We start from the raw sequence: 20,852 nt of genomic DNA, 5'->3' as shown, positions 1-20,852 counted from the left end.
AAGGCACAGCCGGCACAGCGTTGTGCCGTCTGTGCCGGTCCGTCAGGTTGATGAGCGATGTGAAGGAACCGCATCAGCGGCGCAAGGACCGCCTGGCAAACACTGCCCCTGATGGCTTAACCACAACACCAATAACGGCTTACTGTGCCGTATTCGGTTTCATCTCAAACACCACATCCACCTGGTCATCAAAGTTGATGCTTTGCTGATCGTAGGTTTCCTGCGCAGACGTATCTGCCGCAGCCGAGGCTTTAAACATGCGGTTCATGGGCATTGGCTGATAGTTTGCCACCTGATAACGAATGCTGTAGATCGGGCCCAGTTTGGCATTAAAGCCTTCAGCCAGTTCAGCGGCCTGTTGGGTCGCATTCTTAATCGCGGCTTTACGTGCCTGCTGCTTGTAGCTCTCTGGATTGGCGACGCCCAGTTCAACACCGCGCACTTCGTTCAGACCGGACTTCAGCGCACCATCAAGGAGATCGTTCAGCTTGTCCAGCTGACGAACGGTGACCTGCACCTGACGCACCGCACGATAGCCTTTAAGCTGCGATTTACCGTCTTTGGTGTAGTCATACTCTGGCTGCGTCGTCAGGTTCGCCGCTTCAATGTCTTTTTTCTCAATACCGTTTTTTTGCAGGAAATCAAAATATTGCGCTACGCGACTATCGACCTGCTTTTTTGCTTCAGCGGCATCTTTCGATGAGACATTCACCACAATTGACAGCGTCGCGATATCCGGGCGGGCATCTACGGTTGCCTTACCTGACGTAACAACATGTGGTCCGTTCGGCAGTTCGTCAGCCTGTACGCTCAAAGGCAATGCCCCTGCGCTCATCATCGCGGCAAGCGCCAATGCTTTCAGTTTCATGAAAGTCCTCCTTGAAAAGGTCAGTTCGATGGCTTCCAGTATATGAAGCCCACAAGCGCATCATATTACGCCTTGGTTGGAGTGGAGATTATGGCAAAAGTTCGGCAGATTGACCTTAATAACCGGTTTTCGTTTACCTTTTGGTCAAAACCCAGTGATGACCTGTCGGGCAAGCTGAAACGCAATAAACCACATTACCGCCCCAACCAGCAGGTTAATGATGCGCTGAGCACGCGCCGTTTGCAGTAAAGGCGCGAGCCACGCAGCCAGCAGCGCCAGACCAAAAAACCAGATTACCGACGCGCTGATGGTGCCCAGTGCAAACCACTGTCGCGCCGTCGTTCCTGGCAACTGACCACCAAGGCTGCCCAGCACCACAAAGGTATCAAGATAAACATGCGGATTCAGCCAGGTCACCGCCAGCATCGTCGCAATAATTCGCCCTCTGCTTTGCGTTGCGTGCATCCCTGATGCCAGTTCAATATTGCGGCTAAACGCCGTACGCAAGGCTCCCCAGCCGTACCACAGCAGGAAAGCAACGCCTGCACAGGTAATCATCATCAGGAGCAGTGGGGACTGATTCAGTAGCGCGCTGCCACCAAAAATGCCCGCACAGATTAAGGCGATATCACTTAGCGCACAGAGCGCCGCCGTCATGAGATGATACTGACGCTTTACGCCCTGGTTCAGCACAAAGGCATTTTGTGGGCCTAACGGCAGGATGAGCGCAGCCCCAAGAGCAAGCCCTTGAAAATAAATGGTTAACACAGGATGTTATTCCTTACATCGGTGAGATGCAGGGATTATAGAGAGCGGTTTGGATTAGCGGAAATTGAAAAATTTAATCTGCCATTAACGAAATTAATGGGCGGCACGGGCCGCCCATCGCACGACTTACTGGGTCGCGGTCACGTCGCTGTCTGGCTGTTTAACCTGATGCAGATGTACATCCATTTGTGGATAAGGTATGCCGATGCCTTTGCTATCCAGCGCACGCTTGAAGTTCTTCAGCAAATCCCAGTAGACGTCCTGCAGATCGCTGCTATTACTCCAGCAACGAACAACAAAGTTAAGCGAAGATGCGCCTAATTCGTTCAGGCCAATCTGGATGCCACGATCTTTTAATACGCGCTGATCGGCTTCAACGACATCACGCAACAGAGCAATCACCTCATCCACATCGGCTTCATAAGCCACTCCGACGATAAATTCATTACGACGCACAGGCTCACGCGAAAAGTTAACGATATTGCCGCTGATGATTTTACCGTTCGGCACCACCACAATTTTGCCATCGGCGGATTTCAGGGTGGTAGAGAAGATTTGTACATTGAGTACGGTCCCCATTACGCCGCCCAGATCGACGAACTCGCCGGTACGGAACGGGCGGAAGGTGACGAGCAGCACGCCAGCCGCTAAATTGGAGAGCGAGCCTTGCAAGGCCAAACCGACTGCCAGACCAGCGGCACCCAGCACCGCGATGACCGAGGCCGTTTGCACTCCCACACGACCCAGCGCAGCAATAACCGTAAAGGCGATAACGCCATAGCGTACCAGAGCGGAAAGGAAATCGGCGACGGTGGCATCAATATGGCGCGCGCGCAGCAGCCGATTAACCGTGTTTGAAATTACCCTGGCAATGATCATGCCGACAATGATAATGGCAATCGCCGCCACGATATTGACGGCATAGCTCAGAATCAGTGCCTGGTTATGCACCAGCCAGCCACCGGCACTGTTGATGCCATTAACAACATTCAAGTCTTCCATTTGTAAGCCCTGTTGATGGTTCCCCCTACGGGGGAAAAACAAAAACTGCCAGATGTAATCCGACACCCAAGGGTTAAGGGTAATCAATTATTTAGCCAGGCGCCAAAATGAGTGACATATTAAGACGGCTTTGCACAATTACTCATCAGTGCCCCAGAAGCCACGGTTTTGCTCACTGCACATGGCTCAGGATATTAATGAGCCTGCCGAAAGGATCGCGGACATAAAAACGACGGACGCCCCACGCTTCTTCCGTAAGCCCATATTCCACCGTTAGCCTCGCGGCGACAACGCGTCGGTACACCTCATCAAGATTATCGACCTCAATGGACAAGTCCGGCACAGGCGTGCCTGCACCGCCTTCCAGCGCAATGCTGAGCTGGGGCGCCATAGCATTCTCCGCAGCCCAGGTCACAATCCATCCGTGATCCATGGTCAGTTTCAGGTCGAGAATGTCACCATAAAAGCGTTTAGCTTCTTCCGTATTTTTGCCCTGAATATTCGCGACGATGCGTTTGACAGCCATAAGATCGCCCTCACCTGTTAACTCACAGACAAAGCATACCGGGGACGATGCGATGAGGTTGTGACAGCCGGTCAGAAAGTGTCGCCCTGTAAGAAGAAATAAACCGGGGGTAAGCGGAAAGGATAAAAAAAAGTCCCGATCGGACGATCGGGACTGCGTCATTCATCCGGCGTTCTTGCGAACTCAGACGAGTGCGTTGTGATGCTTACAGAACGTCAACGGCGTTGAGTTCTTTGAACGCCTGCTCCAGACGCACCACCATGGATGCCTGAGCAGAGCGCAGCCATACACGTGGATCGTAGTATTTCTTGTTTGGCTTGTCTGCGCCTTCTGGGTTACCCAGTTGCGCCTGCAGATAGCCTTCGTTCTTTTTGTAGTACTGCAGGATGCCGTCCCAGGTTGCCCATTGGGTATCGGTATCGATATTCATCTTGATCACGCCGTAGCTGATAGACTCTTCGATTTCTGCAGCAGATGAACCTGAACCACCGTGGAATACAAAGTCCAGCGCGTTGTGCGGCAGACCGTGTTTTTCACAAACATATTTCTGTGAATCACGCAGAATCGTTGGGGTCAGTTTTACGTTGCCTGGCTTGTAAACGCCGTGCACGTTACCGAAGGATGCCGCAATGGTGAAACGCGGGCTGATCGCATTCAGTTTTTCGTACGCGTAGTTTACGTCTTCTGGCTGGGTGTAAAGTGCAGAAGCGTCCATATGGCTGTTATCTACGCCATCTTCTTCACCACCGGTGCAGCCCAGTTCGATTTCCAGGGTCATGTCGATTTTCGCCATGCGCGCCAGGTATTTGCTGCTGATTTCGATGTTTTCTTCCAGTGACTCTTCAGACAGGTCGATCATGTGAGAAGAGAACAGTGGCTTACCGGTTTTCTTGAAGTGCTCTTCGCCCGCGTCCAGCAGGCCGTCGATCCACGGCAGCAGTTTCTTGGCGCAGTGGTCGGTATGCAGGATAACCGGCACGCCGTACTGTTCAGCCATCAGATGCACGTGATGTGCGCCAGAGATAGCACCGAAAATCGCTGCGCCCTGTGGCTTGTCTGTTTTAAAACCTTTACCGGCGATGAATGCAGCACCACCGTTGGAGAACTGTACGATAACCGGCGCTTTTACTTTCGCGGCAGCTTCCAGTACAGCGTTAATTGAGTCGGTGCCGACGCAGTTGACCGCTGGCAGAGCGAATTTGTTCTCTTTCGCTACTTTGAAGATCTTCTGAACGTCATCACCAGTGACAACGCCGGGTTTTACGAAATCAAAAATTTTAGACATGATTGTGTCCTGTTTCGTGACCGGTTATCCCCAATACGGGGACAGCGATTTAAACGCCCTGTTTTGGGCGAGTTTTCAGGCGATGCCGCAGGGCATCGCCCCCAAAGGATTACTGCTTCGCACGCTCTTCCAGCATGGCTACGGCAGGCAGTTTTTTGCCTTCAACGAACTCAAGGAAGGCACCGCCGCCGGTAGAGATATAGGAGATTTTGTCTTCGATCCCAAACAGATCGATGGCAGCCAGCGTGTCACCGCCGCCCGCGACAGAGAAGGCCTCACTGTCCGCAATGGCGTTAGCGACGATTTCAGTGCCTTTACGGAAGTTCGGGAACTCAAACACGCCAACCGGGCCATTCCACAGGATGGTTTTAGCATTCTTCAGAATGTCCGCCATGGCCTGGGCTGTCTCATCGCCGAAGTCCATAATCTCTTCGTTATCTGCGACTTCTGAAACCTTTTTCACGGTTGCTGGGGCAGTTTCAGAGAATTCCGTGCCAACACGGGAGTCGGTTGGAACAGGAATACCATATTGATCGCGCAGGCCTTTTGCCGCCTCAACGAAGTCTGGCTCGTACAGCGATTTGCCCACGTTGTTGTCGATCGCGACAAAGGTATTCGCAATGCCACCGCCGACAATCACGGTATCAGCAATCTTCACCAGCGACTGCAGCACATCGAATTTGGTCGATACTTTAGAACCACCCACCACGGCCACCAGCGGACGCTCAGGGCTTTTCATCACTTTACCCAGCGCTTCCAGTTCTGCAGACAGCAGTGGACCTGCACAGGCGACAGGCGCAAATTTACCGACGCCGTGCGTCGATGCCTGGGCGCGGTGCGCGGTACCAAACGCATCCATCACAAAGACGTCGCACAGCGCAGCATATTTCTTAGACAGCGCTTCGTCGTCTTTCTTTTCGCCTTTGTTAAAGCGCACGTTTTCCAGTACCACCAGTTCACCTGCGCCGATGTCGACACCGTCAAGGTAGTCTTTCGCCAGGGTAACCTGAGTACCGTTCAGTTTTTCTTTCAGGTAGTTCACTACTGGCAGCAGTGAGAATTCTTCGTTGTATTCACCTTCGGTCGGGCGACCCAGGTGAGAGGTAACCATCACTTTGGCGCCCTGTTTCAACGCCGCTTCGATAGTTGGCAGTGAAGCACGAATACGTGCATCCGACGTCACTTTCCCTTCTTTCACTGGTACGTTGAGATCGGCGCGAATTAATACGCGTTTGCCAGCAAGATCCAGATCGGTCATCTTAATTACGGACATGGTGAACCCTCTCGTTGATTCTCATAAGTTTTGCCAGACGCAAACCGCGTCTTACCTGAAACCGCTTGCGGCCATCGCTAACGTTGTGTCGAGCATTCGGTTAGCAAAGCCCCATTCGTTGTCACACCAGACCAGGGTTTTGATCAGATGCTGACCGCTGACCCGCGTTTGTGTACCGTCCACAATGGCACTGTGCGGATCATGGTTGAAATCTACTGAGACTAACGGCAATTCCGTATAGTCAACTATACCACGAAATGCCCCTTCTGCCGCGCTTTGCAACAAGGCGTTAACCTCGCAGGCCCGTACGGGCTGGCGTACAGAAACGCTGAGATCAATGGCTGTCACGTTGATCGTCGGCACGCGAACCGCAATGGCTTCGAAGCGATCGTTAAATTTCGGAAAAATACGCGTAATGCCCGCCGCCAATCGGGTATCGACCGGGATGATAGACTGACTGGCCGCACGCGTACGGCGCAGATCGCTGTGATAAGCGTCAATCACCTGCTGATCGTGCATCGCCGAATGGATGGTCGTTACCGTGCCCGACTCAATACCAAAGGCGTCATCCAGCAGCTTAATCACCGGAATGATGCAGTTGGTGGTACAGGATGCATTAGAGACAATACAGTCCGTTTGTTTCAGCTCCTGCTCGTTGACGCCGTACACCACGGTTGCATCAAGATCGTTACCACCCGGATGGGAAAACAGGACTTTTTTCGCCCCCGCACGCAAATGGGCTTCGCCATCGTCGCGGGAACCGTAAACGCCGGTACAGTCCAGCACCACGTCAACGTTAAGCTCGCGCCAGGGCAGCTCATCCAGTCCGGCCTGGTGCAGAATGCGAATAATATCGTCCCCGACCCACAGCTGGTCACGCTCCTGACGGACATCCAGTGCAAAACGTCCATGGCTGGTGTCGTACTTCAGCAGGTGCGCCATGCCTGCGGCTTCAGCCAGTTCGTTAACCGCCACCACCGTAATTTCAGCGCGGCGCCCCGTTTCATACAGTGCACGCAACACGTTGCGTCCAATGCGACCAAAGCCGTTTATCGCTACCCGAATGGTCATCTTTCTCCTGCCAAACCAGACTGAAAAAAAGGTGCTGATAGCCTGAGCGTTTCGCTGCATTTTGTACAGGAGATTCTTAGCCCGGGACAGAGCAAAGCGGCCCAAACTGAAACGGTTCAGCTAGGATAATGGAAGGAAGGAATAACGGGAATGATTGCGATCAAGGGCGCTGCTTATTTTTGGATCTACGTCACAAAAACGGGCAAAAAATCGCTATTACTGGAGGAATAATTTGGTTAATAAGGGGACGGATTCCGCCCCCTTTAATCAGAAGGCAGGCGTGCATTCACTCGCCTGCCTCTCTTTACTATGCCAGCAACGCTTTGGCTTTCGCTACCACGTTATCTACCGTGAAGCCAAAGACTTCAAACAGCTTCTCAGCTGGCGCTGACTCACCAAAGGTAGTCATGCCGATGATTGCGCCGTTCAGACCGGTATATTTAAACCAGTAATCTGCAATACCGGCTTCAATCGCAACGCGTGCGGCAACGGCTTTCGGCAGGACCGATTCACGATATTCAGCCGACTGCTTGTCGAAGGCATCGGTAGAGGGCATGGAGACCACACGTACCTTACGGCCTTCATCGGTCAGCTTCTGATACGCGGCTACAGCCAGTTCAACTTCGGAACCGGTGGCAATCAGGATCAGCTCTGGCGTGCCTGCGCTGTCTTTCAGCACGTAACCGCCACGCGCGACGTTTGCCAGCTGCTCCGCGGTACGATCCTGTTGTGCCAGATTCTGGCGAGAGAAGATCAGTGCGCTTGGGCCGTCTTTACGCTCGATGGCATATTTCCACGCAACCGCCGATTCAACCTGGTCACACGGACGCCACAGGCTCATGTTTGGCGTGGTGCGCAGGCTTGCCATCTGCTCTACCGGCTGGTGAGTCGGGCCATCTTCGCCCAGACCAATGGAGTCGTGGGTATAAACCATGATCTGACGGATTTTCATCAGGGCAGCCATACGGGCGGCGTTACGCGCATACTCAACAAACATCAGGAAGGTTGCGGTGTAAGGCAGGAAGCCACCGTGCAGCGCCAGACCGTTAGCAATGGCGGTCATACCAAACTCACGCACGCCATAATGGATATAGTTACCGGCTGCGTCTTCATTGATTGGCTTAGAACCTGACCAGATGGTGAGGTTACTTGGTGCCAGGTCAGCAGAACCGCCCAGATATTCTGGCAGGATTTTACCAAAGGCTTCGATAGCATTTTGTGACGCTTTACGGCTGGCAATTTTCGCCGGATTCGCCTGTAACTGCTCGACAAACTTCTGCGATTCCTGCTGCCAGTTAGCTGGCAGGTCATTGCTCATGCGGCGGGTAAACTCAGCGGCCAGCTCAGGGAAAGCCTTAGCATAGGCTGCAAATTTGGTATTCCACGCCGCTTCTTTGGCCTGGCCCGCTTCTTTAGCATCCCACTCAGCATAAATATCTGAAGGAATCACGAAAGGAGGATATTCCCAGCCTAACTGCTTACGGGTCAGTGCAATTTCGTCATCGCCCAGTGGCGCGCCGTGTGAGTCATGGGTACCGGCTTTATTCGGTGAACCAAAACCAATAACGGTTTTGCACATCAGCAGTGAAGGCTTGTCGCTAACGGCTTTCGCTTCTTCAATCGCTTTGGCGATAGCATCGGCGTTGTGACCATCTACGCCACGTACCACGTGCCAGCCGTACGCTTCAAAGCGCTTAGCGGTGTCATCGGTAAACCAGCCGTCAACGTGACCATCAATTGAAATGCCATTGTCATCATAGAATGCCACCAGCTTGCCCAGCTTCAGCGTACCCGCCAGCGAGCAAACTTCGTGTGAAATGCCTTCCATCATGCAGCCGTCACCCATAAAGACCCAGGTATTATGGTCTACGATGTCATGGCCCGGCCGGTTGAACTGCGCTGCCAGCGTGCGTTCAGCAATGGCAAAACCCACCGCGTTAGCAATGCCCTGCCCCAGCGGACCGGTGGTGGTTTCCACGCCGACGGTATAGCCGTACTCAGGGTGACCCGGCGTTTTAGAGTGCAGTTGACGGAAGTTTTCCAGCTCACTGATCGGTAAATCGTAGCCGGTCAGGTGCAGCAGGCTGTAAATCAGCATGGAGCCGTGGCCGTTAGACAGCACAAAACGGTCACGATCGGCCCAGTGTGGGTTGGTTGGGTTATGATTGAGATAGCCGCGCCACAATACTTCGGCGATATCCGCCATGCCCATCGGGGCACCCGGGTGTCCCGATTTAGCTTTTTGCACTGCATCCATACTTAACGCGCGAATGGCGTTGGCAAGATCTTTACGAGAGGGCATCTTCTACTCCAGTTCGGATTAATGATTTGCGCCTTAACCTGTTGTAATTAATCAGCTATCGGGCAAAGCACGGGGAAAAGTTTCACCACAATGTACATGAAAAACGGGGCAAAAGTAATGTGGTAAAACGCTAAATGTTCCCGCTTCGTCTGGCTTTTCCAGTAATGTCTGCTAGCAAAATGGCTTATCGCGAACTATAACCTGTTGGTTCAACCACCTGGCACAGATTCAGGTGATTGTTTTTTATCTTGTTACTTATGGGACGACAGAATGAAAATTCAAAAAACGGCACTGGCTCTGGGCCTGGTTGCATTGCTAAGTGGTTGTGAAGGCGTAAACAGTGATGGTCTGCTGCAGTCGGGCGCACAGGCTTTCCAGGCTTACACCCTGAGCGATGCTCAGGTTAAGCAGCTCAGCGATCAATCCTGCGCCCAGATGGACAAAGAAAACCAGGTGGCACCGGCTGACAGCGAATACCAGCAACGTCTGAACAAAATCGCTGCGGCGCTGGGTGACAACATCAATGGCATCCCGGCGAACTACAAGGTTTATCAGACCAAAGATGTTAACGCATGGGCCATGGCCAACGGCTGCATCCGCGTCTACAGCGGTTTAATGGATATGATGACCGACAATGAGGTCGAGGCGGTGCTGGGACACGAAATGGGCCACGTTGCGCTGGGCCATACGCGCAAAGCGATGCAGGTCGCCTTCACCACGACGGCAGCACGTACTGCGGCAGCCTCGGCTGGCGGGATCATTGGTTCGCTGTCACAGTCACAGTTGGGTGATTTGGGCGAAAAACTGGTGAATGCGCAGTTCTCGCAGACACAGGAAACACAGGCCGATGACTACTCCTACAGCCTGTTGAAGAAGCGCGGTATTGATCCCGTTGGGCTGGCAACCAGCTTTGAAAAACTGGCAAAACTGGAGAAGGGCCGTCAAAGCTCTATGTTTGACTCGCATCCTGACTCGGAAGCTCGTGCTCAGCACATTCGCGATCGCATTGCCGCAGACGCTAAATAACGCGTTATCAGAGGGATAACCCTGAGGTTATCCCCCTGTCACCTCAGCCCTTGTTGGCAGCCTGGACGTGCAACATGTCCAGCGCCAGGGTGGCCGCGGCAAGAGCCGTCAGATCGGCGTGATCGTAACCCGGTGCAACTTCCACCAGATCCATCCCCACGATATTCATACCCTGTAAACCCCGAATCAGCTTGGTCGCTTTATCAGTGGTCAAACCGCCAATGACCGGCGTACCGGTGCCCGGTGCATGTGCGGGGTCCAGACAGTCGATATCAAATGTCAGATAGACCGGCAGATCGCCAACGGTGCGTTTAATTTCAGCCAGAATATCGTCCACGCTACGGTCGTTGACCTGAGCGGCATCCAGCACGTTAAAGCCCAGGCTCTTGTCGAACTCGGTACGAATACCAATCTGCACCGAGTGCTGAGGATCGATCAGCCCTTCCTTCGGTGCGGTAAAGAACATGGTGCCATGGTCAAACGTTGGGCCATTAGAGTAGGTATCGGTATGCGCGTCAAAGTGCACCAACGCCATTTTACCGAAGTGCTTCGCGTGCGCGCGCAGCAGCGGCAGCGTGACGTAGTGATCGCCACCGAAGGTCATCATACGTTTGCCGTTGGCCAGCAGTTTCTCTGCATGGGCCTGCAGCTTGTCAGACAGATCCTGTGAATCGCCAAAGGCATAAACCAGATCGCCACAGTCCACCACGTTCAGACGCTGACGCAGGTCAAACTCCCACGGCCAGCGGCAACCTTCCCAGGCGAGATTGGTCGAGATCTGACGGATAGCGCCTGGGCCAAGACGGCTGCCCGGACGGCCCGAGGTGGCCGCATCAAAGGGCACGCCGGTGATCACCCACTCTGCATCGCTGTCGTAAGGCTGGAAATTTACCGGGAAACGCATAAAACCAAAGGCATTAGAAACCAGTGAATTGTCGTACTGATTGCCAAGGGTATTGTACATAAGTCGTCCTCTGTCTGTGCTTGAGTCGGGTCTGGCCCGCGCACCATGAAGGTTGAGATAAAAAAAATCCCTCCCGCGTCGTTAGGCCCGACGAGGAAGGGATGAGTTGCTGCCGATTATCAACAATGTCCCGGCAAGCTGCAAGCGCTTCGCGGGGCTTTATTCGTCTTCTAAATAGGTGTAACCATACAGACCACTTTCAAACTCTTGCAGGAACTGCTCGCGCAGTTCGTCATCCAGTTCAGAGGTCTGAATTTGCTTACGGAACAGCGTCATCAGTTCGTTTGGATCAAGCTGAACATACTGCAGCATATCGGCTACGGTATCGCCTTCATCCGACAGCTGGACTTCCACTTCCCCATTCTGGAACGCGAACACGTCAACCGCTTCGGTGTCACCAAACAGGTTGTGCATATTGCCCAGGATTTCCTGATAAGCGCCCACCATAAAGAAGCCGAGCATCGGTGGATTGTCCACGTCGTACTCCGGCATCGGCATGGTTGTCGCAATCCCATCACCATCCACGTAGTGATCGATGGTGCCGTCTGAGTCACAGGTGATATCCAGCAACACGGCGCGACGTTCCGGCTTTTTATTCAAGCCTTCCAGCGGAAGCACAGGGAACAGTTGATCAATGCCCCACGCATCCGGCATTGACTGGAACAGCGAGAAGTTAACGTAGATCTTGTCCGCCATACGTTCCTGCAGCTCGTCGATAATAGGACGGTGTGCACGGTTGCTGGGATCAAGATGCTGCTGAATATAGTGACAGATGCTCAGATAGAGTTGCTCTGCCCACGCGCGTTGCTTCAGGCTGTAAGTGCCCGATGAGTAACCCGTATGGATATCAAACAGGTCCATCTGGCTGTCATGAAGCCATTCACGCAGGGAGCGGCGGGTGTTCGGCTCGTGCATCTCCTGCCAGGTTTCCCACATGCTCAGGATAGGACGAGGCGCGTCTTCAATATCTGGCGCTTCTGGCTTACTGAATTCGTTACGCTCAACGCCGATGATGTTAGACACCAGCACCGTGTGGTGCGCCGTGACTGCACGACCGGATTCGGTGATAACCGTTGGGTGCTCAAGACCATGCTCGTCACAGGCCGCGCCAATTCCCCAGATCACATTGTTGGCATATTCATTCAGCCCATAGTTAACCGAACAGTCGGACTGCGAACGGGTACCTTCATAGTCAACGCCCAGACCACCGCCGACGTCAAAGCACTTAATGTTGACGCCCAGTTTCGCCAGCTCAACATAAAAGCGTGCTGACTCACGTACGCCGGTGGCGATATCGCGGATGTTAGACATCTGCGATCCCAAATGGAAATGCAGAAGCTGCAGGCTGTCCATCCGACCGGCTTCACGCATGATGTCGACCAGCTTAAGGACCTGGGTGGCAGACAGACCAAATTTGGATTTCTCACCACCGCTCGACTGCCATTTACCGGAGCCTTGTGAAGCAAGACGGGCGCGAATACCCAGACGTGGCACCACGTTCAGGCGTTCCGCTTCTTCCAGCACCATGCGCACTTCGGTCATCTTCTCAAGTACCAGATAAACCTTGTGACCAATCTTCTCGCCAATCAACGCCAGACGAATATATTCACGATCTTTGTAACCATTACACACAATCACTGAACGGGTCTGCCCGGCATGGGCCAGCACCGCCATCAGTTCGGCTTTTGAACCGGCTTCCAGGCCCAGCGGTTCGCCGGAGTTAATCAGAGATTCAATCACGCGCTTGTGCTGGTTAACTTTGATGGGATAAACCAGGAAGTAATCACCGGTATAGCCGTAAGACTCACGCGCACGTTTAAATGCCCCGTTAATGGAGCGCAGGCGGTGTTGAAGAATCTGGGGGAAACAGAACAGTGCGGGCAGGCGTTGGCCTTGTGCCTCTCGCTCCTTGACCAGCTTAGCCAGATCGACGCGTACATCCGGGCGATCCGGGTCCGGGCAGACGCTAATATGACCCAGTTCATTGACGTCATAGTAGTTGTTGCCCCACCAGGCAATGTTATACGTTCGCAGCATCAGGCTGGCGTCTTGATCGTTCATCGCCACCTCCTGCATTGAGCGGAGTGCACCTTGTTCGCCAGCTGACGAACCCTTGATATTCTTCATGCCGTCAGACATCGCGAACCTCAATTTTCCGTTGAAAGATAATAATGTAAACCGACTCAAAGGTCGGAAGTCTGAAAATTCGTTGCCACATATTACGTCATGCTCTGTCTGCGTCGCGAACCCGCACGATGCATCGTTGAATACCTAAGTGTAAAACACTCAGCCATGTCAGGTGCAAAAGGGTCGCGAATAATTGACGACGCTCGCAGCCTGGGCGATATAAACCGCTATCGCGTCAGAGGTTAGCCAGCGCTTGTGTCGGGATAATTACCGAAACCAATAAAATGTCGGCAGAAGAGAAATAAAGGTGGGAAACAGGATAACGCCGGCGCAACGCCAGCACGCGAAGAACCCAGGAGTGGGAACATAAGGCTCATAACTCGTATCACCTCCGCACAGGTCAAAGACATGTGGAAAAGCATCAGGGTGAAAGCCAGACAGTTGTCTGACAGGCGCGACGCGCTAGCACGTCATCCTTTTTTTCTGCTGAGAACGCAGCGGCGTTTTATACATTTTGCGCACAAAAAATGCAAAGAGATTATTTGCTTAATGCCTCCGCCATAAACAGAATTATCCACTGCGCAGCATAAAGTTAACAGCGTAACCTCAAAAAGGGCTGGTAATTCGCTCACCCCGTAACCTAGAATAGACGTCCAGATGGTTTTCCATCTAAACAGGTTAATATCCAGGCGGTGTTGGCCTGCATGCTGACACTACCTGACTGCTCACGGCTTTGCCTTAAGGGGCGTTAAGTCAGCTAATACTCACTTGCGCTATGCAGTCGAATTCAAACCATTGGTAAGGTAAAGAACATAATGGCTAAACATCTTTTTACATCCGAGTCCGTATCCGAAGGACATCCTGATAAAATCGCCGACCAGATTTCTGATGCCGTGCTTGATGCCATCCTGGAACAGGATCCGAAAGCGCGTGTGGCCTGCGAAACTTACGTGAAAACCGGTATGGTGCTGGTTGGCGGCGAAATCACCACCAGTGCCTGGGTCGATATCGAAGAAATCACCCGTAATACCGTTCGTGAAATCGGCTATGTTCATTCCGATATGGGCTTTGATGCCAACTCTTGCGCAGTGTTAAGCGCAATTGGCAAACAGTCTCAGGATATCAACCAGGGCGTTGACCGTAGCGATCCGCTGGAGCAAGGCGCGGGTGACCAGGGCCTGATGTTTGGCTATGCCACAAACGAAACTGATGTTCTGATGCCCGCACCGGTGACCTATGCGCACCGTCTGGTTCAGCGCCAGGCTGAAGTGCGTAAGAACGGCACGCTGTCATGGCTGCGCCCGGATGCTAAAAGCCAGGTGACCTTCCAGTACGACGACGGTAAAATTGTTGGGATTGATGCCGTGGTGCTGTCAACCCAGCACAGCGAAGACATCTCACAGAAAGCGTTGCAGGAAGCGGTGATGGAAGAAATCATCAAGCCTGTCCTGCCTGCCGAGTGGCTGAATGCATCCACTAAATATCACATCAACCCGACTGGCCGCTTTGTTATCGGTGGCCCGATGGGTGACTGCGGCCTGACCGGTCGTAAAATCATTGTCGATACTTACGGCGGGATGGCCCGTCACGGTGGCGGCGCATTTTCTGGTAAAGATCCGTCTAAAGTTGACCGTTCAGCCGCCTATGCCGCCCGCTATGTTGCCAAAAACATCGTGGCCGCGGGCCTGGCCGATCGCTGTGAGATTCAGGTTTCCTATGCGATTGGCGTCGCTGAGCCGACCTCTATCATGGTCGAAACCTTTGGCACAGAAAAAGTGTCTACTGAACAGCTGACCCTGCTGGTGCGCGAGTTCTTTGACCTGCGCCCTTACGGCCTGATTCAGATGCTGGACCTGCTGCATCCTATCTATAAAGAAACCGCTGCCTACGGCCACTTCGGTCGCGAGCATTTCCCTTGGGAAAAAACCGACAAAGCTGCCCAGCTGCGTGAGGCTGCGGGCCTGTAAGGGCTGACGCATCACTGAAAAGCCCCGCCATCTGGCGGGGCTTTTTTTTGCCTGTTCTGCTTCCTTTTCATGGCGTTTTTTCCTTCTGCACATTTTTTTAACTCAACTACACTTTCTTTCGGCTTGTACGCTGCTGATGTGTTAACGCTTACAATTTGAAACGCTTTATATATCGGCTATTTAGGAATTTATCGCCGTAGTTATTCTTCTGAAAATGCGTTATTTTCAGCGTCATCTGATAGGCGTTAAACAGGACATTGTCAGAAACTTCGAGGGTGCTATACCTCACTGGTTACTTGACCTTTCTGGGTTGTAAATGCTGGATTTCAGGGTTTCAGCAAGTGTAAGCGATTACATCAATGTGATCGGGCTCACTTTTTGCTCAGTTAAGGTTTTTTAACATCGATAACAACAATGATGGATAATTTTGGAGGCAACCATGCCTGGCAATTCACATAAAAGCAGAACCTCAAATAAGGCAATGACCTTATTTGTCTGCTTTCTGGCAGCCCTCGCAGGCCTGCTGTTTGGGTTGGATATCGGCGTTATTGCCGGTGCTCTGCCCTTTATCGCGAAGGACTTTAACGTCACTGCCCATCAACAGGAATGGATTGTCAGCTCCATGATGTTTGGTGCAGCGATCGGTGCCATCGGCAGCGGCTGGATGTCATCCCGTCTGGGCCGTAAGAAAAGCCTGATGGCCGGTGCGATTCTGTTTGTTATTGGCTCACTCTGGTCAGCCATGGCACCGAACCCTGAAATGCTGATCAGCGCACGTGTGCTGTTGGGTCTGGCGGTAGGTATCGCCTCTTACACCGCGCCGCTTTATCTTTCAGAGATTGCCCCTGAAAAAATCCGCGGCAGCATGATCTCGCTGTACCAGTTGATGATCACCATCGGTATTCTGGGTGCTTATCTTTCCGATACGGCGTTCAGCTTTACAGGTAACTGGCGCTGGATGCTGGGCGTTATCACTATTCCTGCCCTGCTGTTGCTGGTTGGCGTGTTCTTCCTGCCTAACAGCCCACGCTGGCTGGCGGCGAAAGGCAACTTCCGCGATGCGCAACGCGTACTGGATCGCCTGCGTGATACCAGTGAGCAGGCAAAGCGCGAGCTGGATGAAATCCGCGAAAGCCTGAAGATCAAACAGTCAGGCTGGGGATTATTTACCAGTAGCAGCCACTTCCGTCGTGCGGTGTACCTGGGCATTCTGCTGCAGGTTATGCAACAGTTTACCGGCATGAACGTCATCATGTATTACGCACCGAAAATTTTTGAGATTGCAGGTTTCTCAAATACAACCCAACAGATGTGGGGAACGGTGATTGTCGGCCTGGTTAACGTACTGGCAACCTTTATTGCTATCGGTCTGGTGGATCGCTGGGGCCGTAAGCCTACCTTGATTCTGGGCTTCCTGGTGATGGCGGCCGGTATGGGCGTTCTTGGCACCATGCTGCATATGGGCATTCATTCGTCAGGCGCGCAGTATTTCGCGATTGGCATGCTGCTGATGTTTATCGTGGGCTTTGCCATGTCAGCCGGTCCGTTGATCTGGGTTCTGTGTTCTGAAATTCAGCCGCTGAAAGGACGCGATTTCGGTATCACCGTGTCAACGACCACCAACTGGATCGCCAACATGATTGTCGGCGCAACCTTCCTGACCATGCTGAATACGCTGGGCAATGCACCGACCTTCTGGGTTTACGGTCTGCTGAACGTCTTCTTCATCGTACTGACGGTTATGTTAATTCCCGAAACCAAAAACGTTTCGCTGGAGCACATTGAACGTAACCTGATGGCAGGTAAAAAGCTGCGCGACATCGGTCAGTAAGCCTCCGCTTTTCATGTGTATATCAAAGCCAGTCAGTGAACACTGACTGGCTTTTTTGCTGGCGTTTTACCGGCGTTCTCTCTCGAAAAATCCCCCGCCTTATTATTGTCCAGCCATGGCTATTCGCCCGTAGTCACCGTCGCTGCTTCATTTTTCTTTCAAAGATGCCCGCGGCCCCGGAACAGACTGCCGCCAGTATGGCGCAGATTCGCGCCGTGAAAGATATCTCCGCCCTGATTGAAGCGTCCGCCGTGCGGGTCGAAAATGGTGTCGTACTGGTCAACGATGCGGGCAAAACCATGCATGAGATGACGACTGCCGTTTCATCCGTGCAGCATATCATCGGTGAAATCGTTGCCGCCTCCGATGAGCAGGCTCGCGGCATTGCGCAAGTGACCATCGCCGTCAACGAAATGGATGGGACCACGCAGCAGAATGCCGCGCTGGTTCAGCAGATGTCAGCTGCGTCGAGTTCTCTTGAGGACCAGGCCCGGCAACTGGCGCAGACGGTTAAGCAGTTTCATTAAAAAGCGGGTGGTGCCGGTCGGCCAGCATACCTTTTTTGCAGGCGGTGTATTGCTGTTGAGTTCCTCGCCTGCGCCGCTTATGCTGAGCGCCATGAAAACAGCCCGCCTTCCCATTGCCCTGCAACAAGCCGTTATGCGCGCCCTGCGTAGCGCGCTTGAGCGGGCCAATGAAAAGCTTGAACGCCATTATCCTGAGCCAACGCTGGTTTATCAGCAGCGTGGCACCGCCGCCGGCACGGCCTGGCTGGAAAAATGGGAAATTCGCCTCAATCCCGTCCTGCTGATGGAAAATCAGCAGGTCTTTATTGAAGAAGTTGTTCCCCATGAGCTGGCCCATTTGCTGGTGTGGAAAACCTTTGGCCGCGTCGCGCCCCATGGCAAAGAGTGGAAATGGATGATGGAGAGCGTTCTGGGCGTGCCGGCACGGCGCACCCATCAGTTTGAAGTCGAGTCGGTGCGCAGCCGCACTTTTGCTTATCGCTGCCAGTGTCAGCAGCACCAGCTTACCGTGCGTCGCCATAACCGCGTGCTCCGAGGCGAAAGCGAGTACCGCTGCGTGCATTGCGGTAGCCTGTTGAAAGCCGACGTGTCTCCCCTCACCTGAACGGATTCTCATTCCGCCTGCGCCTGCATTCTGGTACCCTGCCGCCCTTTTAAGGATCAGGGGTAAAACTGGAATATGTCTCGCAAATTAATCATAACCACGGCGCTGTTACTGGCATCTTTTAACAGCCAGGCCCTTAACCTCAATAACTATCATCAAAATAATTTTCAGCAGGCCAAAGCCTTCGCCGCAGAGATTAACCAGGATGCGCCAGGCAGCTTTTATTGTGGCTGTAAGATTAGCTGGCACGGCAAAAAGGGCGAGCCTGACCTGAACAGTTGTGGTTATCAGCCGCGCAAAAATGCCAACCGCGCCGCGCGTATTGAGTGGGAACATGTGATGCCTGCCTGGGAGTTCGGTCATCAACGTCAGTGCTGGCAGAATGGCGGCCGCAAAAATTGCAGTAAAGATGCCGACTACCGCCGTATCGAAACCGACCTGCACAATCTGCAGCCGGCCATCGGTGAGGTGAATGGTGACCGCGGCAACTACGCTTACAGCCAGTGGAACGGCACTGAAAAGCAGTACGGTCAGTGCACCATGCAAATTGATTTTAAAAACAAGCAGGCGCAGCCGCCAGAGCGGGCTCGCGGCGCAATCGCCCGCACTTACTTCTACATGCGTGACCAGTATCATCTGCGCCTGTCGCGTCAACAAACCCAGTTATTCACGGCCTGGGACAAGCTCTATCCGGTGAGCAAATGGGAATGTGAGCGCGACCAGCGCATCGCGCGTGTACAGGGGAATCATAATCCTTATGTGCTCGAGGCTTGCAAGCGTTAAAATCCCTGCCCTAAACTAACGGTTTCACCGCCCCGCCGCGTTAATCCCGCGGCGTTTAGCTCTCAGGGACCTTATGCGCATACCTCGCATTTATCACGCACAGCCTGTTCACGTTGGCAGTGAAATTACGCTGGACGACGACGCCGCCAGCCATGTTGGTCGCGTGCTCCGTATGACCAGTGGGCAGCATGTAGAACTGTTTGATGGCAGTAATCTGACTTTCGCAGCAGAAATCACGCATGTTGATAAAAAACGTGTAAAAGTATCCATCACGGCAAGCCAGGAAGACGATCGCGAATCACCGCTTTATCTGCATCTCGGTCAGGTGATGTCTCGTGGCGAAAAAATGGAATTTACTATTCAGAAATCGATCGAACTGGGTGTAAATGTCATTACACCGCTGTTTTCTGAACGCTGTGGTGTCAAACTGGATGCCGAACGTCTGGCAAAAAAAATTCAACAGTGGCAAAAAATTGCCATTGCCGCCTGCGAACAGTGTGGTCGTAACCGGATACCTGAAATCCGCCCGGCCATGACGCTGGAAGCCTGGTGCAGTGAAGCAGAAAGTGGGTTAAAACTAAATCTGCATCCGCGCGCCAGCCACAGCATCAATACGTTGCCCCAGCCGGTAGAACGTATCCGCCTGTTGATTGGTCCGGAAGGTGGGCTGTCAACAGATGAAATTGCCATGACGGCGCAGCATGGTTTTACCGATATTCTGCTTGGCCCACGGGTTTTACGCACCGAAACCACAGCACTGACCGCCATCACGGCACTTCAGGTGAGGTTTGGTGACCTGGGTTAAGCGATACTTTTAGCTTCATCGGGTCGCGCACAGCACAAACCGCGTCCTGACTGTTCAGCCCCTTTTCGCCCGAACGGAACGAGACGGTAATCCCCGCCTCCTTCAGGAGATAATAATGATCAAGCTTGGCATCGTGATGGACCCGATCTCATCCATCAACATTAAGAAAGACTCCAGCTTTGCAATGCTGCTGGAAGCACAGCGCCGTGGTTACGAAATTCACTACATGGAGATGAACGATCTCTCCCTGCGCGGTGGCGTGGCTTTCGCCCGCACTCGCCTGCTCAGCGTGGAACAGAATGCCGAAAGCTGGTATCAGTTTGGCAGCGAGCAGGTGATTAAACTGGCTGATCTGAACGTCGTGTTGATGCGAAAAGATCCGCCATTCGACACCGAATTTATCTACTGCACCTATATCCTGGAGCGCGCAGAAGAACAGGGCACGCTGATCGTTAACAAGCCGCAAAGCCTGCGCGATTGTAACGAAAAACTGTATACCGCCTGGTTCGCAGAATTCACGCCAGATACGCTGGTCACCCGCTCTAAGCAACAGCTGCGGGCGTTCTGGCAGGAGCATGGCGATGTCATTATGAAGCCGCTGGACGGCATGGGCGGCGCGTCCATTTTCCGCGTGAAGCAGGACGACCCGAATTTCGGTGTTATCGCAGAAACCCTGACTGAACATGAAAGCCGTTACTGCATGGCGCAAAATTACCTGCCGGCGATCAAAGACGGTGATAAGCGCGTTCTGGTGGTCGATGGCGAACCGGTTCCCTATTGCCTGGCGCGTATTCCGCAGGGGGGAGAAACCCGCGGTAACCTGGCGGCTGGCGGACGCGGCGAAGCTCGCCCGCTGAGCGAAAGCGACTGGGAAATTGCCCGCCGTGTCGGCCCTGCCCTGAAGGCCAAAGGCCTGATTTTTGTCGGGCTCGACATTATTGGTGATAGACTGACTGAAGTTAACGTGACCAGCCCGACATGCATTCGTGAAATCGAGGCCGCGTTCCCTGTCTCCATCACCGGTATGCTGATGGACGCCATCGAGAAGCGCCTGGGCTGAGCATAACGCTGGGGCCATGCTCCGTGATCAACCCAACACCGGTGCAGATGTCACGCACCGGTT

17 protein-coding genes and 1 pseudogene are annotated in these 20,852 nt (G+C 53.2%); 8 read left to right on the top strand and 10 right to left on the bottom strand.

The features are described from left to right. Positions 1-139 precede the first annotated feature (139 nt). The 8 genes from QNH99_RS04675 to tkt form a co-directional block, all read right to left on the bottom strand. Positions 140-868 (bottom strand): oxidative stress defense protein, encoded by a 729-nt coding sequence (locus QNH99_RS04675; protein ID WP_063880820.1) that lies wholly within the window; start codon positions 866-868, stop codon positions 140-142. Between the two features lie 144 nt (positions 869-1,012). Next, a complete protein-coding gene (gene argO / locus QNH99_RS04670) occupies positions 1,013-1,636 on the bottom strand; it encodes an arginine exporter ArgO (protein WP_145394483.1) in 624 nt (207 codons plus the stop codon). A 126-nt stretch (positions 1,637-1,762) separates the two neighbouring features. Next, positions 1,763-2,638 carry a small-conductance mechanosensitive channel MscS gene (mscS, locus tag QNH99_RS04665; RefSeq protein ID WP_218996037.1) on the bottom strand — a complete coding sequence of 292 codons (876 nt, stop codon included), beginning with the start codon at positions 2,636-2,638 and terminating at the stop codon, positions 1,763-1,765. Positions 2,639-2,810: 172 nt separating this feature from the next. Next, positions 2,811-3,164: a VOC family protein gene (locus QNH99_RS04660; protein WP_096011785.1), complete on the bottom strand. Its 354-nt coding sequence runs from the start codon at positions 3,162-3,164 to the stop codon at positions 2,811-2,813. Between the two features lie 205 nt (positions 3,165-3,369). Further along, entirely contained in the window at positions 3,370-4,449 is a 1,080-nt protein-coding gene (fbaA, locus tag QNH99_RS04655) for a class II fructose-bisphosphate aldolase (protein WP_013027074.1), read from the bottom strand. A gap of 109 nt (positions 4,450-4,558) precedes the next feature. After that, a complete protein-coding gene (pgk, locus tag QNH99_RS04650; protein WP_145394481.1) occupies positions 4,559-5,722 on the bottom strand; it encodes a phosphoglycerate kinase in 1,164 nt (387 codons plus the stop codon). A gap of 51 nt (positions 5,723-5,773) precedes the next feature. Further along, positions 5,774-6,793, bottom strand: a complete 1,020-nt coding sequence (gene epd, locus QNH99_RS04645; RefSeq protein WP_241568284.1) for an erythrose-4-phosphate dehydrogenase — start codon at positions 6,791-6,793, stop codon at positions 5,774-5,776. Positions 6,794-7,100: 307 nt separating this feature from the next. Further along, on the bottom strand, positions 7,101-9,095 hold the full coding sequence (gene tkt, locus QNH99_RS04640; protein WP_063880826.1) for a transketolase: 1,995 nt from the start codon (positions 9,093-9,095) through the stop codon (positions 7,101-7,103). A 270-nt stretch (positions 9,096-9,365) separates the two neighbouring features. Between tkt and QNH99_RS04635 the strand changes: the two genes are divergently transcribed. Next, positions 9,366-10,121 carry a M48 family metallopeptidase gene (locus tag QNH99_RS04635; protein WP_063880827.1) on the top strand — a complete coding sequence of 252 codons (756 nt, stop codon included), beginning with the start codon at positions 9,366-9,368 and terminating at the stop codon, positions 10,119-10,121. A gap of 43 nt (positions 10,122-10,164) precedes the next feature. On the opposite strand, the gene speB is transcribed toward QNH99_RS04635, so the two are convergent. After that, positions 10,165-11,085: an agmatinase gene (speB, locus tag QNH99_RS04630; RefSeq protein ID WP_063880828.1), complete on the bottom strand. Its 921-nt coding sequence runs from the start codon at positions 11,083-11,085 to the stop codon at positions 10,165-10,167. 159 nt (positions 11,086-11,244) lie between these two features. Continuing rightward, entirely contained in the window at positions 11,245-13,224 is a 1,980-nt protein-coding gene (gene speA / locus QNH99_RS04625; RefSeq protein ID WP_074181035.1) for a biosynthetic arginine decarboxylase, read from the bottom strand. Between the two features lie 803 nt (positions 13,225-14,027). Here speA and metK point away from each other — a divergent pair. From metK to gshB, 7 genes and pseudogenes are all read left to right on the top strand, one after another. After that, positions 14,028-15,179, top strand: coding sequence for a methionine adenosyltransferase (gene metK, locus QNH99_RS04620; protein ID WP_283349954.1), 1,152 nt, complete (start codon positions 14,028-14,030; stop codon positions 15,177-15,179). A 439-nt stretch (positions 15,180-15,618) separates the two neighbouring features. Continuing rightward, a complete protein-coding gene (locus tag QNH99_RS04615) occupies positions 15,619-17,010 on the top strand; it encodes a sugar porter family MFS transporter (protein ID WP_063880830.1) in 1,392 nt (463 codons plus the stop codon). A 212-nt stretch (positions 17,011-17,222) separates the two neighbouring features. Further along, a pseudogene (locus QNH99_RS04610) lies at positions 17,223-17,537 on the top strand (methyl-accepting chemotaxis protein); the annotation flags it as partial. A gap of 91 nt (positions 17,538-17,628) precedes the next feature. Further along, on the top strand, positions 17,629-18,141 hold the full coding sequence (locus QNH99_RS04605) for a SprT family zinc-dependent metalloprotease (RefSeq protein WP_410517356.1): 513 nt from the start codon (positions 17,629-17,631) through the stop codon (positions 18,139-18,141). 75 nt (positions 18,142-18,216) lie between these two features. Then, on the top strand, positions 18,217-18,924 hold the full coding sequence (gene endA, locus QNH99_RS04600) for a deoxyribonuclease I (RefSeq protein WP_096011788.1): 708 nt from the start codon (positions 18,217-18,219) through the stop codon (positions 18,922-18,924). A gap of 73 nt (positions 18,925-18,997) precedes the next feature. Next, positions 18,998-19,729 (top strand): 16S rRNA (uracil(1498)-N(3))-methyltransferase, encoded by a 732-nt coding sequence (gene rsmE, locus QNH99_RS04595; RefSeq protein WP_410517355.1) that lies wholly within the window; start codon positions 18,998-19,000, stop codon positions 19,727-19,729. A gap of 115 nt (positions 19,730-19,844) precedes the next feature. Continuing rightward, the gene (gene gshB, locus QNH99_RS04590) at positions 19,845-20,789 is read left to right on the top strand and encodes a glutathione synthase (RefSeq protein WP_063880834.1); all 945 of its coding nucleotides are present in this window, start codon (positions 19,845-19,847) and stop codon (positions 20,787-20,789) included. Positions 20,790-20,852: the final 63 nt, after the last annotated feature.

Origin of the sequence: Pantoea allii, from assembly GCF_046529425.1 — a bacterium.
In the GTDB taxonomy this organism is placed as follows: domain Bacteria; phylum Pseudomonadota; class Gammaproteobacteria; order Enterobacterales; family Enterobacteriaceae; genus Pantoea; species Pantoea allii.
The sequence above is the reverse complement of the archived record's forward strand: the minus strand, read 5'-3'. Positions and strand labels throughout refer to the sequence as shown.